Source organism: Bradyrhizobium sp. LB8.2, from assembly GCF_040548035.1.
In the GTDB taxonomy this organism is placed as follows: Bacteria; Pseudomonadota; Alphaproteobacteria; order Rhizobiales; family Xanthobacteraceae; genus Bradyrhizobium.
Genome location: NZ_JBEPQV010000001.1, coordinates 323,716 through 337,682, shown reverse-complemented (window position 1 = coordinate 337,682; position 13,967 = coordinate 323,716). Strand labels below are relative to the sequence as shown.

The following is a 13,967-nucleotide window of genomic DNA, read 5'->3' as shown; positions in this document are numbered from 1 at the left end:
GGCCGTTCCTGAGATCATGCTATGGTCTTTTCGATCGGGGCTTTTCGAGTCGGGGCATGACGCTGTTTCAGAGGCTCTTGGTTGTTCTGATTGCCTGGCTTGCGACGGCCGGCATCGTGGCCGATGCGATGGCCGCGGAGTTCTACACCGAGGATTTGCGCATCCCCATGGCGGAGGCCGGGCCGCAGGGGCTGGAGGCGTTCCTGGTCCGGCCGGCCGGCACGAAGCGCTATCCGCTTGCGCTGCTCAGCCACGGCTCGCCGCGCAGTTTTGACGATCGCGCGACGATGTCCGCGCACAAATATTACGGCATCGCTCTTGAATATGCCCGGCGCGGCTTTGCCGCGCTGATCGTGATGCGGCGCGGCTACGGCACCTCGCCGGGCGGCCGCGTCGACAGCGTCGGCGGTTGCGCGAACGCCGCTTACCTGCCGGCGGCAGCGGTCGCGGTGGCGGATTTGCGGGCGGCGATCGATGCGATGGCGCGCAGGGCCGACGTGACGACGTCGGGCATGATCGCGGTCGGCCATTCCGCCGGTGGGCTCGCCACCGTCGCCCTGACCGCGCAGGCGCCGGCCGGCCTCGTCGCCGCGATCAGCTTTGCCGGCGGTCGCGGCTCGCGCGATGACAACGACGTCTGCAATCCCGATGGGCTGGTGCAGGCCTTCGCCATCTTCGGCAAGACCTCACGCGTGCCGATGCTGTGGGTCTATGCCACCAATGATTCCTTCTTCGGTCCCGATCTCGCGCACCGTCTCCATGACGGATTTCGCGCCGCCGGCGGCAACGCGAAATTCAGTGCGGCGCCGCCTTACGGCGACGATGGCCATTATCTCTATTCGGTGGTGGGCCGCCCGCAATGGACGCCGTATCTCGACGCCTTCCTGCGCGAGCGCTCCCTCGGCCATGATATCCTGAGCCCGCCCGATCCGCTGCCGCCGCCCGGCCAGCTCAATGAGGCCGCGCGCGCCGAATTCTCGCGCTATCTCGCCAGCACCATGCCGCACAAGGCTTTTGCGGTGTCGCCGAACGGCGGTTACGGCTGGCGTTCGGGGCGTGACACGACCGATGACGCCCAGCGCGATTCGCTTGGCGCCTGCATGAAATGGTCGCCCATCTGCGCGCTCTATGCGATCGACGACAAATTGGCCGGCGGTGCTCAAAGCACATCAACCGACCAGAGCTCGCGGTCGCGATAGCCTCATTACACCGTTGGCCGCTCGCGCCTTCCGAGCCGAGCCGCACCCCGGGCCGCCAGAAAATCGGTTGTTAACTCGAAGGATATAATACGTGCTCCATGCTGCGGGATCGAACACGCATCAATGCCCGTGCGACGTGGAAACACGTTGCGATCGCTGTGCTTTGGTTGGCATCCGCCTCCGTGCACGCTCTGAACGACGCGGAACCGACGTTGGCGACTGGCGGTCACAATGCAGATCTCGGCGCTGGAGAGACGCCGACGTCGCGGGCGGCGATCCGAAAAATTATCGAAAGAGAAACGGCCAAGACGAATCTGCCCGCCGACATAGCGGAAGCCGTCGTGTTCGTTGAAAGCGGATACAATCCGGGCACCATCGGCACAGTCGGCGAGATCGGCCTCATGCAGATTCGGCTCGAAACGGCGGCGATGCTCGGATTCCGGGGAAATAACGCAGAGCTCGCAGAGCCCGACATCAACATCCACTACGGCGTTCTCTATCTGAACCGCGCATGGCGCCTGGCAGGCGGGGATCTTTGCAGTGCCCTGATGAAATATCGAGCAGGTCATGACGAGGAGTCCATGACTCCGCGCTCGCAGGTCTATTGCAATCGTGCCCGCAATCGTCTTGTCTCCATGAACTCGACGGTGGGACACCAAGCTGCGACCGTCCCAGTTGTAGCACCGGCGCCAACTACGGCGCCCACCGTCTCGAAGCCAGCGCACAATCAAAAGGGACCGGCACAGCCGAAGGACGTTTACGCGCGTTACCGTCAAGGCACGGCCGTAGCGAGCAGAGCATATTGGGCAGCACAGGAAGCCCGGGTCCGCCTCATCAAGGCCCGCGTCGAAGCCAAGTGGAAACGGGTCGCATCACGTCAATAGAATTGCCTGTCTTGAGACGAGCAGCGGTTGGACGAACAACATTTTTGAAACTGAACCTGAATAGAGATCATGCACAATAGTTTGAGAGTTCTGTTTGCAATCGTCGCTACCGGCGCCGTGGCGCTGTCGGCCTTTCTTGCCATTCGGTTCCTCGTCGGTTTCAGTGGCTGAACCCAATGGCGCAGCCGGCACCATTTTGTGGCGCGCTTGCGTCTAGAGCCGCTCGCTGAGAGCAAGCTTGTAACCGATGCCGGTGACGGTGGTGATGACGGGCGTGCCGCTGCCGACGAGCTTGCGGCGCAGCCTCGCCACCAGGGCATCGACGGTGCGGATGTCGACCTCGGCCTGGCGGTTGCTGACAACCTCGATCAGATAGTCGCGGCTGAGCGGCCTGCCGTCGGCACCGACGAGCGCCGCGAGCAGGTCGAATTCGGCGCGCGTCAGCGCCACCGGCTTGCCGTCGCTGCCGAGCAGCTCGCGCCGGGTCAGGTCGATGATCCAGTCGCCGAAGGCGATCGAATTGTGGTTGCGCGCCGCCTTACGATCGATCGAGCGCCGCCGCAGCACACTGCGTGCGCGCGCGAGCAGGTCTCGCAAATTGATCGGCTTGGTGACGTAATGGTCGCCCGCGATCTCGAGGCCGAGGATACGATCGACGTCGGTGTCGCGGCGCGTCACGAAGATGATGCCCGCATTGCTGGTCGCCTGGATCTCCTTGGCGAGATCGAAGCCGTCGCCATCAGGCAATTGCACGTCGAGGAAGACGAGATCGGTCCGCGCCCGCAGCGCCTGGCGGCACTCCGCGCAGGAGCCGGCGCCGACGACGTCAAAATTGTTCTCGCTGAAATAGCCGACCAGCATCGTCCGCGTCACCGGATCGTCTTCGACGACGATCAGCCGCTCGCGGCCAGCGGGACGCAATTCCCGAAGTGCGGAATCAGCCACGATCTTGGATGTCCTGTGTGCTTGCGAATCGACCTGGAAGCTCAGGTCGCTGGGCGATGCGCCGTCCTGTGAACGTACATTCACGTGTTGTTCGAGCCCCCATTGCCGGCGGAATACTAGGCGTGTTGTGACGCCCAAACAATATTGGTCACGATCTTGACGCATTAAGTATGAATTGGCCCACAATTCCCATCCCGCGCATCATGTGCGGGATGCCGCAGGTACAAGCGGCAGTTGTGCGGGACCTTGGCGCTGAGCGTCTCTCTCCCCGGCGGCCGGCTGCAGCTTGCCCCGCCAACAGCTTCAAATCTACTGTACGCTCCGAAAGTCTGCACCTGGAGTAGATGCCATGGAAGTCATCCTGCTCGGCACCGGCGGCCCGCGTCCCGACCCGCGCCGCATGGCGACGACCACGCTGATCAGGCTCGGTGAGGAAAACATCCTGATCGATGCAGGCCGCGGCGTCATGGTGCAGCTCAGCAAGGCCGGTGTGCCGCTTGGCTCCATCAACACGGTCTTTCTCACCCATCACCATTTCGACCACATCGGCGACCTCTACGATGTGATGCTCAATTCATGGATGCATGGGCGCAAGGACCATTTGCGCATCTATGGGCCGCCGGATACCGAACGGCTCGTCGATACGCTGGTCACGCAGGTCTACGACAAGGACATCACTTGGCGGGATCAGGGCGAGCCGAGCTTCGGCGGCTGGAAACCGGTCGTCGCGAGGGACATTCTACCGGGCCCCGTTCTCGATACCGGTCGCTGGAAGATCAGCGCCGAGCTCGTCTCGCATGGCGACGGCCTCGACATGCCGCCCGCCTTCCTCGCACGCTGGATGTGTCTCGGCTACCGCTTCGAGGCCGAGGGCAAGATCATTGCGATTTCTGGCGACACGGTGCCTTGCCCCGGTCTCGAGCGATTGGCAGAGGGAGCCGACCTGCTGGTCCAGTGCTGCTTTCTCGCAACGCCGGAGATCAACAACGAGCACTTGCGCCGGCTTGCGAAATTCACCATCGCCTGCGGGGATACGGTCGGCAAGGTCGCGGCCAAGGCCGGCGTCAAGAAGCTCGCGCTGACCCATCACCGGCCGCGCACCGACGATTCCATGTTGAACGCACTGCTCGCGGACGTAAGGCGGGACTACGCAGGTCCCATCGTGCTCGGCGAGGACCTCACGCGGATCGAGATCTAAGGGCTGTCGTCAACCCGCAGGGGGATACGCGCGGAGGCCACCCGACTTCAGGACGATCCGACGTCGATCCGGAATGACAATTGCTCTTCTGCGCCGGCTGCGATGTGCATCAGGCCCGGCTTGTCAGTGAATTCGCCATCGAAGCCGGCGGGAGTGGCATAGCCGCGCCAGGGCTCGATGCAGAGAAACGGCGCGCCCGATGGCTTCGACCAGACGCCAAGCTCGCGAAAGCCGCGCCACGATATTTTCAGCCAAGGCCCGCTGGACGCGGCCTGCCCCGCGGCATAGCCGACCGAATTGCTCGCGATCCGGTCGAAGATGATTGCATCGTCGACGAACAAGGATTCGGACAAGGGCAACACGGTGCCGCTAACGGGACTTGGCTCCGTCGCCGGGCGCATCAAGCCGCCGTCGAGACGGCGAACGGGAGATGGCTCTGCATTGGCGAAGGTCAGCGCGTAGCTCTCCTTCGCCGCTCCTGGCTGAAGCGGCCAGTTGAACGCGGGATGGCCGCCGAGCGAAGCCGGCAATGTCTCCTTGCCGGAGTTGGCGATCGTAAGTGAAAGATCGAGACCTGATTCATCGAGCGTATAGGTTGCCGTCAGGCGGAACGCGAAGGGATAAAGCGCGCGCGTCGTCTCGCTGTCTTCGAGCACCAGGACACAGCGACTTTCACCACGTTCCGCCCACGCAAAGCGGCTGTCGCGGGCGAAGCCGTGCTGGGTCATCCGGTACGTCCTGCCCCGATGCCGCAATTCGTCATTGGCGAGACGCCCGACGATCGGAAACAGCAGCGGCGCATGGCGCGGCCAAGCCGGCCCCGCCTGCCAGACGAATTCGACGCCAGCATCGCTCGTCAGCGAACACATCTCGGCGCCTTGCGCCTTGATGGTCGCGGTGAGGAGGGCGCTGCGGATCGTGTGCGTGTCGTCGGTCATAATCGCCTGTTCCGATCATCGCGGTTCGCGTGACAATTTCTAAATGGTCGCGGAATGTGGGAGCGACACTCTGCTCAAGAGCGCTGATAGTCGTCTTCAATCCGGATGATGTCGTCTTCGCCGAGATAGCTTCCGGTCTGGACCTCGATCAGCTCCAGCATGATCTTGCCGGGGTTCTCCATCCGGTGCACCGCGCCCATCGGGATGTAGATCGACTCGTTCTCGTGCACCGTCTTGACGGTCTCGTTGACGGTGACGCGGGCGGCGCCGCGGACCACGATCCAGTGCTCGGCGCGATGATGGTGCTTCTGCAGCGACAGACGCCCGCCCGGCTTCACCACGATGCGCTTGACCTGGTGGCGCTCGCCATTGTCGACCGACTGGTAGCTGCCCCAGGGCCGATGCACCCTAAGGTGCTCCTCGGTGACCTTCGGTGCCACCGCCTTGAGCTTGGTCACGAGCCGCTTCAGCCCGTTGGCATCCTTCTGGCGCGAGACCAGCACCGCATCCGCGGTCGCGACCACGACGAGATCGTCGACGCCTTCGAGCGCGACCAGCGCGGAATCGGTGGTGACGTTGCAGTTGCGGGAATCTTCGAATACGGCGCTGCCGTGCGAAGCATTGCCTTGCGCGTCCTTCTCGGACAATTCCCACACCGCGTGCCAGGAGCCGACGTCGGACCAGCCGCAGGACACCGGCACCACCGCTGCGCGCGAGGTCTTCTCCATCACGGCGTAGTCGATCGAGATCGCCTTGGCCGCGCCGAACGCTTCGGGCTCCAGCGTCACGAAGCCGAGATCGCGGCCGGCATTGGCGACGGCATTGGAGATCGCCTCCACGCTCGCCGCGTCGATCTTGCGGTATTCGTCGAGCAGCACGCTGGCCGGGAACATGAAGTTGCCGCTGTTCCAGAGATAGCCGGAATTGACGTAGTCGGCCGCCTTCACCGCGTCCGGCTTCTCGACGAAGCGCGCGACCGCGTGCACCGTGCCGGAGATCACCTCGCCCGGGCTGATATAGCCGTATTCGGTCGCCGGCCGCTCCGGCTTGACGCCGAAGGTGACGATGCGCCCGGCGCTCGCAGCGATGAGACCTTCGCGGCACGCCGCGACGAAGGCGGCATTGTCCTGCACCACGTGGTCGGCGGCGAGCGCGAGCACGATGGCTTCACCGGCGCGGTTCTGCGCGAACACCGCGCCCGCGGCAATCGCGGGGCCGGAATCGCGCCGCATCGGCTCGAGGATCACGTCGGCCTCGATGCCGATCTCGGCGAGCTGCTCCAACACCATGAAGCGATAGGAGGCATTGGTGATGACGATCGGGCGATCGAACAGCGAGGCCTCCGAGACGCGCGAAAGCGTGTCCTGAAACGTCGAGCGCGTGCCGAACAGCGGCAGGAATTGCTTGGGGCGCACCTCGCGCGAAGCCGGCCACAGCCGCGTGCCGGCACCGCCGCACATGATCAGGGGGATAATGCGTTTGTCCATCGTCATTTCAAACCTTGAAGTACTCCCGATACCAGGTGACAAAATTACGAACCCCGTGCGCAATCGGCGTTGACGGTGCAAAGCCGGTGTCGCGCATCAGGTTCGAGACATCCGCGAACGTTTCCAAAACGTCTCCCGGCTGTGCCAGACTGGACGGGCGGAGGCAAGGCTTCGAGCGTCAACAGGCCGCGTCGCCGGAATTGCGCCATTGCAAGCTCCGCAATGACCACCAGATGGTCAACAGCCCAGCTGCACCCGTATGCCGCGGATATGCCTTGGCACCGGACAAACACCGCTATCAAGCGACTAGTATCGTCATAATTTCGTGCCTTCAGGCTGCTTTCCTCCCGCACCCATGCGCTGACTTGATTAGTGCAAATCACGACTGCGTCGCATAACGAATCATAACGGCATAGAATTGAAACTCTTCATCAACGGCCGCTTTCTCTCGCAAAAGCTGACCGGCGTTCAGCGTTATGCCGCCGAAATGGTCAAGGCGATCGATGCCTTGCTGGCGTCAGAGCACTCGCCTGCCTCGCTCAGGCAAGCCGAGTGGCAATTGCTCGCGCCAAACCAGGCAAGCGAGGCAATCAATCTCAGCCGGATCAAGGTTCGCAAAGTCGGACACTTGAGCGGCCATGCCTGGGACCAAATTGAACTTGCGCGCGCCGCCGCCGGCGGTCGCCTCATCAGTCTGGCCAATTCCGGGCCAGTCTTGCATCGTGATCACATCGTCGTCATCCATGATGCACAGATCTTCCGCAGGCCAGACTTCTTCAATTGGCGCTACTTGGCCGTTCATCGGACGATGGATCGGCTGCTCGCACGCCGGGCGACAATCGCTACCGTATCGGCCTTTTCCCGCGAAGAACTGGCGGCAACGCTCCGTCTGTCGAAAGCGGGTATGCCGATATTCCCGAATAGCGCAGAACACTTTGCGGCGACAACGCCCGATCCCGGTATTCTCGCCCGGCTAGGGATTCAGCCTCGCAAATATTTTCTCTTTGTGGGCTCCAAAACCAAGAACAAAAACCTCTCCGTTGCAATCGAGGCAGCACGGCTGCTCGAACGAAACGACATTCCGCTGGTCATCGTTGGAGGCGATAACAGCAAGGTATTTCAAGATAATCTGGGTAAAAGCGATTCAGGCCTGCTTCTCGCTGGACGCCTGACCGATAGCGAGATTGCCGCTCTCTATGCGCACGCCCTGGCGTTCGTTTTTCCCTCTCTTTATGAGGGCTTCGGTGTACCACCGCTTGAAGCCATGGTCTTCGGCTGCCCGGTCATAGCGTCAACGGCTGATGCGGTTATGGAAACGTGCGGCGAGGCCGCTGCTTATTTTTCCGCCACGGACGCGGGCGCGCTGAAGCAGCTTATGCTTGAAAGGCTAACAGTTGGCGCAATATCCGATCACGAGCGAAGAAAACAGCAAGATCGCCTCGCATTGTACTCGTGGCAAAAATCCGCAGGGGCACTGCTGGAATTTCTCGCGCGGCGCCACACTTAGCAACGCTGCTTAAGTTGGCAGAGTGCGCTCAAATTTTGAGCGCGGCGCTCTTGGGCAAAAGGTTGATTTGCGCAAGGGCTGACAACCAATCGTCGCAGGATTGGTTCCATCTGCGCGATTTGACTTTGACGAGCTTCAATGGTGCAAGCGCCTTGGCGCAACAAGACCACATCGCTGCCTAAATCTCGCTACGTATCGGATGGATTGTGGTCGCATCAGTAGATGCTCAGGTAAGGATGCATAATGTTCAGCTCGCCAACGCAATCCGCGGCAAGGCAGCCGTTGAAAGTGCTGCACGTCGCGGAAACGATCCGGGGCGGGATTGCGAGCTACCTGAACGAGTTGCATCCGCGGCAGCAAGCGAGCTTCGGCGCCGACAATGTGCATTATGTCGTGCCGTCAGATCATCGTCACGACCTCCCTGCAGTCGATGAGAGCCAGATCACAACGTTCGAGAGATCTGGCCGCAGCATCTCTGGCCTGTTCCAGATGTTGCGCGCGAGCATGCAGGCGCTCGACGCCCTCAAGCCGGACGTGGTGCATCTTCACTCGTCGTTTGCCGGGCTCGTTCTCCGTCCCGCGCTGGCAGCTCGTTCGGAAGGACCCCGCGTCGTCTATTGCCCGCACGGCTGGGCGTTCGCGCGAGAGACCAGCCGCCTGAGCCATCTGGCGACGAAAGCGGCAGAGAAACTTCTGGCTCGCACATCGGACCGCATCATTTGCATTTCCGGCGACGAATTCAATGAAGCAGTCCGCGCGGGAATTCCCGCTGATCGCCTCACCCTGGTGCACAATGGCATATCAAGGAGCCGCCCGTCGCCGGTGGCTGTTGCGGCAGACTGGACGACAAAGAAGGCTAAGGTGCTGTTCATCGGCCGCCTGGACCGACAAAAGGGCTACGACCTTCTGATTGAAGCGGCCCGTTCGCTCGAAGATGTCCTGGATGTGCGCATTGTCGGTGCCTCGGTCGTCAGCAAACTCGAGGCCGTCACGGTTCCTGCCAACGTCTCTCTGCTTGGCTGGCTTGATCGTCAGCAGATCGAGACGCATTTGGAGGCGGCCGATCTCGTCGTCATCCCCTCGCGTTGGGAGGCCTTTGGCCTCGTCGCCCTGGAAGCGATGCGGGCGGCCAAGCCCATCCTGGCGTTTCATAGCGGTGCGCTGCCTGAAATTGTCGTCGACGGTGTCACCGGCGTGCTTTGCCAGCCGGTCGCCGTCCAGCCTCTCATCGACGGCTTCCGACGAGCGCTCGATCTGGATCTCAAGGTTTTGGGTCAGCGCGGTTATGACCGGTTCAAACAGTTTTACGACGTCCAGAAGACCCATCGCCAATTGCAGCAGGTCTATGTCGAGCTCCTGGACGACAACAAGATCCGCTTCGAGGAGACGGCAAAACTGCAATCGGATCTTTCGAAGCATTTTTGAGGTGAGTCGCGGCACACAAGATTCGATTGCGAGCATGATCTAGACGATGGCAGGCCACCGTACCTTGGGTCGCAATAGGCTTATCTGGATCACAAGCCTCATCGCGGCCGTTTATCTATCCGTCCCCGCATGCGCTCAACAGGCTCAGCCGCTCGAGAGCAGGTTCCTGTTGGGTACCGGTACCCATCAGGGACTAGGTGGCCCGGTGAGCTCGCGAGGCTACGTTCCTTCCGTGAACATTGGCCAGATCAAGCAATTGGGCTTCAACGCGTTTCGTGATGATTTTCCCTGGTCTGATTTCGAATTGGCCGGCCGCCGGATGGGGTTCACGCCGCGGCTCGCCAGGCTCGATGCACAGGTCCAGTCCGGCGTTGCCCGTCCGCTCCTCATTCTCGCGTTCGGACATCATCTCGTTCCCAACTCCTCACCGCCGACGACCGACGAAGCCCGGCGGCGATTCGCCGACTATGCGGCCGCTGCGGCGCAATCGGTGGCGCGGCAGCATCCGATTTTCGAGCTCTGGAACGAGTGGAATCTGGCCGCGAAGAAAGACCCTGCATTCTCGGCCGACAATTACCTGGCACTTGCCAAAGCAACCCAACCGGCAGTCCGGCGGGCGGCGCCGAATGCGCCTTTCGTGGTCGGCGCGATCGGCGACGACCCCGGCTGGACGTGGACGGAGAAGATGCTGCAAACCGGTATCCTCCAATACGCCGACGGCGCCTCGATTCATCTTTACAATTTCTGCATGGCGCCGGCGAAGCGCACGTCGACCGAGATTATCGAGCGGCTTTCGACGTTTCATCGCCTCGTCGGTCAAGCGAGCGGAAACCCGGATTTCCCCATCTACGTGACTGAGACGGGCTGGACCACGGCAACGAACAAATGCGGGGTCAGCGAGCAGGCTCAAGCCGACAACACGGCACAGCTCATTCTGTGGGCATCGACCGCGGCGCGATGGCTCAAGGGGATGTGGATCTACGAACTCAAGGACAGCGGCCAGAATCCGTCCGAACTGGAGGACAATTTCGGGCTCTACCGTTTCGACAATTCACCCAAGCCCATCGCTTGCGCGGCGCGTGGAGCCTGGGCGTTCATCCGCTCCAGCCTGAGCGCGGAACGAAGAAGCCTCGCCAGCGGCGTTGTGTCGATTGAGGCCTCGTCAACAACCGGACGCAAGGTGGCGGTCTGGTCAGAGGATCCGAACCGACATTACGAGGTTCGGCTCAAAGGGGATTTGCCAGGCGCGACCTTTGCTACGCCGTGCGATGCGGCTGCGAGGCCAGCCTCCGGGGTCTGGATGCCGGTCTCGAGCACGCCCGTCCTGATCACCGCCAACAATGATGCCATTCCCGGACTGGAGATACGGCCGGCACGGTAGTCGAGATTGCCGACAAGAGGTTCACGCCATGAAAATTCTTTTGACGTCCACGCTTTATCCGACACCCCATGCACCGAAGATCGTCGGCGGCGCAGAGATCTTTGCACGACGGTTCGCCGAGGGGCTCGCCCAACGCGGCGATGAGGTTGAAGTCATCCGAGCCGCATCCGCGCCCGAACAAGCGCGTGAACTATGCAACGGCATCAACGTCTATTCCGCACCTGTGCGAAACGTCTATCTGCCCTTTACGGAGCAGAAAAACGTCATGACGCGAAGTATTTGGCATGCGATTGACGATTGGCAGATCCATGCACCGACGATCGCGGAGCGAATTCAGGCCTTCAAGCCGGATGTGCTGCACACCAACAATCTCTCAGGCCTGACCACCGCGATCTGGCGGGTCGCCGCGCGGCTTGGCGTCCCAGTGCTTCATACGCTCCACGACTACTATTTGACCTGTCCGCGCTGCTCGCGCTTTAACAATGGGCAATCCTGCGAGCGCACGTGCACGAGTTGCGGAATCCTGACGTACCACCGCAAGCGCGCAACGCATTGGCTCAGCGCCGTGGTCGGCGTCAGCGAGCGCGTCCTTTCCATTCACACCGACATGGGCATGTTTGCCGAGACGCCGATCCGCACTGTCATCCGCAATGCCTCCACTGAGCCGCCGCGCTCGCCTTATCCCCGTCCCGTCTGCACGACCGAAGTGACGTTCGGGTTCATCGGACGGCTCACCGAGGAAAAAGGTATCGACAACCTCATGCGAACCCTCGCAATGCTGCCGCCTGATCGGATCCGGATGATGATCGCCGGCCGCGTAAGCGATGAGGAACAGCAGCGCCTGAGGAAGCTGGCACCGGATGCCCGGATCGAGTTCATGGGATTTGTGTCACCCGACGAATTCTACAGGCAAGTCGACGTGGTGGTCGCCCCCTCCATCTGGCACGATCCCGGCCCACTCGTCGTCGCAGATGCCAAGGCAGCCGGCAGGCCGCTGCTCGGAACGCGCTTTGGTGGCATGCCGGAGGTCATCAAGCACGGCGTAACGGGCTGGTTGACCGAAGCCGATCCACAGTCTTTGGCCGAGAGCATGCTCGAGATCGCTGCGAATCCACACAAGATCGATGAGATAAGCCGGCGACTCATTGCGGATACGAACAAGTGGATCTTTTCAGACGTATTGTCGTCGTACAAGACTCTGTATGAGCAATTGCGCGAGCAACGGATGTCATCGGTGCGCGCGCCAATGGCCGAGGCGCCGCAGAGAACCGCTGTCGCGAAGAGTCGCCTCCTTCCGAGATGATCCGTCTGTTCGCAATCGCGGGCTATTTCTATCAAAGCGCCGCAGCGGTCATCCTGATCTTCGCGATCAGTCACCTGTTGCCCGCTGCCGACTACACCGGTTTTTCCTTTGCGATGGCGTCGAGCCAGTTGCTGTGCGTTTTCATGTTCGAGTGGCTGCAGCTCTCCGGCCTGCGCTTTCTTGCGGCCGCCAAAGAAAGCGAGGCGGCTCGACTAAGATCGTCGCTCTTTGCAGCGGGCCTCTTGAGCGCCGGCGCGCTGATCGCCGTCGGGAGCTGCGCATCGCTGATCAGCGGCCCAAGGCCGGGCCTTGTCGCCCTGGGCCTGAGTGTGGCCGTTCTTCAGGGCTTGACCGATCTCTATTTCCTGTCGGTCCGTCTGTCCGATCGGCTGGGGACCGCATCCTTTCTTCTTGCTTTGCGTGCGACGGCGCTTCTGATCGGCGCGCTCGCGGGAGCAGCGATTTCACAAACAGCCGAAGCGGCGCTGCTCGGCATTGTGTCGGGTCACACGCTCGGCTTCCTCGCCGGCCTTGTCGCATATCGCACGCCACTCGAGCGCGTTACGCTGCGGACGATGCTGGCTGACTGGAAGGACTTCTCCCGTTACGGCATGCTTGCGGCCGGCGCTTCCGTCATCCATTTGTCGGTGCCGGTGCTGCTCCGCATCATCGTCATCGGTCGACTGGGGGCAACGGGGGCCGGCGCGGGATTTTCGATCGCACTCGACCTGTTGCAACGTCCCTTCTGGGTCCTCAACGCGGCGATCCACACCGTGAGCTATCCCGACGTGGTCAAGGACTTCGAACACGGCAGCGTCGCGAGATCGGTTCAATCGACGCGACGCATGTTCGAGTTCATGCTCTGCACAACCCTCGTGCTGCTTGGCGGGCTCGTCGCCTTCATTCCAGACGCGGCTCGGATTCTGGTTCCGCAGGAAAGCCTGAACGGGTTCCTGGCGACGGCGCCGACAGTGGCCGCGTTCTATTTCCTGCATACCCATCTCCAGGCGACGATCGCGGTCGTCCCGCATCTCGAAAAGCTCGCAACCCGGCTCGTCGTCGTCGCAGCGGGCCAGCTCGTGATCGTTGCGGCGTTCTCCCTGATCGCGGTGTCTGCCGGCCTGTCGCCAGAAGGGGCAATCGCCTGCGCCTCGATCGCCACGCTCGCAGCGATTTTGGCCGCGCTCGGCCCTACCCTCAGGTTCCAGGCATTTCCGCGCGGGTCGCTGGTCATTCAAGCCGTTGCGGCCGCCATCATGATCGGATTGCTCGGGTCCATGCCGACGGAACCCGCGACATGGCTCGCCGGCAAGATCATTGTCGCCGCGGTTGCAACGGCCGTCATCGGCTGGAGCGGAAACTTTCTGAAGTTGGCTCGCCACGACTGATATGTCGCAACGGAGCCGCTGCAAAGCAGTTTAGGCAGTTACAACCAATACGATTGTATCTGTTTGCTGCACGTCATGGACGGAGGCATTTGCAAAGCCATCGGGCATTCGAACGCCGCGCGCAAGCTGCGCAGAGATTCGGCAGTGCGACCCGTGGAAATCTTGAAAGCGCCTTCCTCACGTCATGCTGCGCCGGCATCACATCATTATTCTGCTGAATCAGAGCTAGCCTGTTCCCTTGAGGAACCGCCGTTCGCTTTCGATTTGTAGCTCCGATTTTTATCTGAAATTCACATTCGACAGAGAAGGTTG

General features: G+C 61.7%; 11 protein-coding genes and 1 pseudogene. 8 read left to right on the top strand and 4 right to left on the bottom strand.

Features of this window, described 5'->3' with window-relative positions:
• The first annotated feature begins 56 nt into the window (after positions 1-56).
• Positions 57-1,199 (top strand): alpha/beta hydrolase family protein, encoded by a 1,143-nt coding sequence (locus ABIB06_RS01515; RefSeq protein WP_354045678.1) that lies wholly within the window; start codon positions 57-59, stop codon positions 1,197-1,199.
• Positions 1,200-1,297: 98 nt separating this feature from the next.
• Positions 1,298-2,083, top strand: a complete 786-nt coding sequence (locus tag ABIB06_RS01510; protein WP_354045676.1) for a transglycosylase SLT domain-containing protein — start codon at positions 1,298-1,300, stop codon at positions 2,081-2,083.
• Positions 2,084-2,296: 213 nt separating this feature from the next.
• On the opposite strand, the gene ABIB06_RS01505 is transcribed toward ABIB06_RS01510, so the two are convergent.
• The gene (locus tag ABIB06_RS01505; RefSeq protein ID WP_354045674.1) at positions 2,297-3,112 is read right to left on the bottom strand and encodes a response regulator; all 816 of its coding nucleotides are present in this window, start codon (positions 3,110-3,112) and stop codon (positions 2,297-2,299) included.
• Between the two features lie 265 nt (positions 3,113-3,377).
• Here ABIB06_RS01505 and ABIB06_RS01500 point away from each other — a divergent pair, with 265 nt between their 5' ends.
• Positions 3,378-4,226, top strand: coding sequence for an MBL fold metallo-hydrolase (locus tag ABIB06_RS01500; RefSeq protein WP_354045672.1), 849 nt, complete (start codon positions 3,378-3,380; stop codon positions 4,224-4,226).
• Between the two features lie 47 nt (positions 4,227-4,273).
• Here the strand turns inward: ABIB06_RS01500 and ABIB06_RS01495 are convergent, their stop codons facing one another.
• From ABIB06_RS01495 to ABIB06_RS01485, 3 genes and pseudogenes are all read right to left on the bottom strand, one after another.
• Positions 4,274-5,164: an aldose 1-epimerase family protein gene (locus ABIB06_RS01495; protein WP_354045671.1), complete on the bottom strand. Its 891-nt coding sequence runs from the start codon at positions 5,162-5,164 to the stop codon at positions 4,274-4,276.
• Positions 5,165-5,238: 74 nt separating this feature from the next.
• A complete protein-coding gene (locus ABIB06_RS01490) occupies positions 5,239-6,651 on the bottom strand; it encodes a mannose-1-phosphate guanylyltransferase/mannose-6-phosphate isomerase (protein ID WP_354045670.1) in 1,413 nt (470 codons plus the stop codon).
• A 7-nt stretch (positions 6,652-6,658) separates the two neighbouring features.
• A pseudogene (locus ABIB06_RS01485) lies at positions 6,659-6,793 on the bottom strand (UDP-glucuronate 5-epimerase); the annotation flags it as partial.
• Positions 6,794-7,069: 276 nt separating this feature from the next.
• On the opposite strand from ABIB06_RS01485, the gene ABIB06_RS01480 reads away from it, so the two are divergent.
• From ABIB06_RS01480 to ABIB06_RS01460, 5 genes are all read left to right on the top strand, one after another.
• The gene (locus tag ABIB06_RS01480; protein WP_354045668.1) at positions 7,070-8,158 is read left to right on the top strand and encodes a glycosyltransferase family 4 protein; all 1,089 of its coding nucleotides are present in this window, start codon (positions 7,070-7,072) and stop codon (positions 8,156-8,158) included.
• Positions 8,159-8,401: 243 nt separating this feature from the next.
• Positions 8,402-9,583 carry a glycosyltransferase gene (locus ABIB06_RS01475; RefSeq protein WP_354045666.1) on the top strand — a complete coding sequence of 394 codons (1,182 nt, stop codon included), beginning with the start codon at positions 8,402-8,404 and terminating at the stop codon, positions 9,581-9,583.
• Between the two features lie 46 nt (positions 9,584-9,629).
• The gene (locus tag ABIB06_RS01470; protein WP_354045664.1) at positions 9,630-10,964 is read left to right on the top strand and encodes a cellulase family glycosylhydrolase; all 1,335 of its coding nucleotides are present in this window, start codon (positions 9,630-9,632) and stop codon (positions 10,962-10,964) included.
• Positions 10,965-10,992: 28 nt separating this feature from the next.
• Positions 10,993-12,267 carry a glycosyltransferase family 4 protein gene (locus tag ABIB06_RS01465; RefSeq protein ID WP_354045663.1) on the top strand — a complete coding sequence of 425 codons (1,275 nt, stop codon included), beginning with the start codon at positions 10,993-10,995 and terminating at the stop codon, positions 12,265-12,267.
• Positions 12,264-13,655 (top strand): polysaccharide biosynthesis protein, encoded by a 1,392-nt coding sequence (locus ABIB06_RS01460; RefSeq protein WP_354045661.1) that lies wholly within the window; start codon positions 12,264-12,266, stop codon positions 13,653-13,655. Before ABIB06_RS01465 ends, ABIB06_RS01460 begins: the two co-directional genes overlap by 4 nt.
• Positions 13,656-13,967 lie beyond the last annotated feature (312 nt).

What these genes read in the sequence shown, in the direction of transcription:
- ABIB06_RS01515 (WP_354045678.1), top strand. Translation starts at nt 57, where the DNA reads ATGACGCTGTTTCAGAGGCTCTTGGTTGTTCTGATTGCCTGGCTTGCG.
- ABIB06_RS01510 (WP_354045676.1), top strand. Translation starts at nt 1,298, where the DNA reads ATGCTGCGGGATCGAACACGCATCAATGCCCGTGCGACGTGGAAACAC.
- ABIB06_RS01500 (WP_354045672.1), top strand. Translation starts at nt 3,378, where the DNA reads ATGGAAGTCATCCTGCTCGGCACCGGCGGCCCGCGTCCCGACCCGCGC.
- ABIB06_RS01495 (WP_354045671.1), bottom strand. Translation starts at nt 5,164, where the DNA reads ATGACCGACGACACGCACACGATCCGCAGCGCCCTCCTCACCGCGACC.
- ABIB06_RS01490 (WP_354045670.1), bottom strand. Translation starts at nt 6,651, where the DNA reads ATGGACAAACGCATTATCCCCCTGATCATGTGCGGCGGTGCCGGCACG.
- ABIB06_RS01475 (WP_354045666.1), top strand. Translation starts at nt 8,402, where the DNA reads ATGTTCAGCTCGCCAACGCAATCCGCGGCAAGGCAGCCGTTGAAAGTG.
- ABIB06_RS01470 (WP_354045664.1), top strand. Translation starts at nt 9,630, where the DNA reads ATGGCAGGCCACCGTACCTTGGGTCGCAATAGGCTTATCTGGATCACA.
- ABIB06_RS01465 (WP_354045663.1), top strand. Translation starts at nt 10,993, where the DNA reads ATGAAAATTCTTTTGACGTCCACGCTTTATCCGACACCCCATGCACCG.
- ABIB06_RS01460 (WP_354045661.1), top strand. Translation starts at nt 12,264, where the DNA reads ATGATCCGTCTGTTCGCAATCGCGGGCTATTTCTATCAAAGCGCCGCA.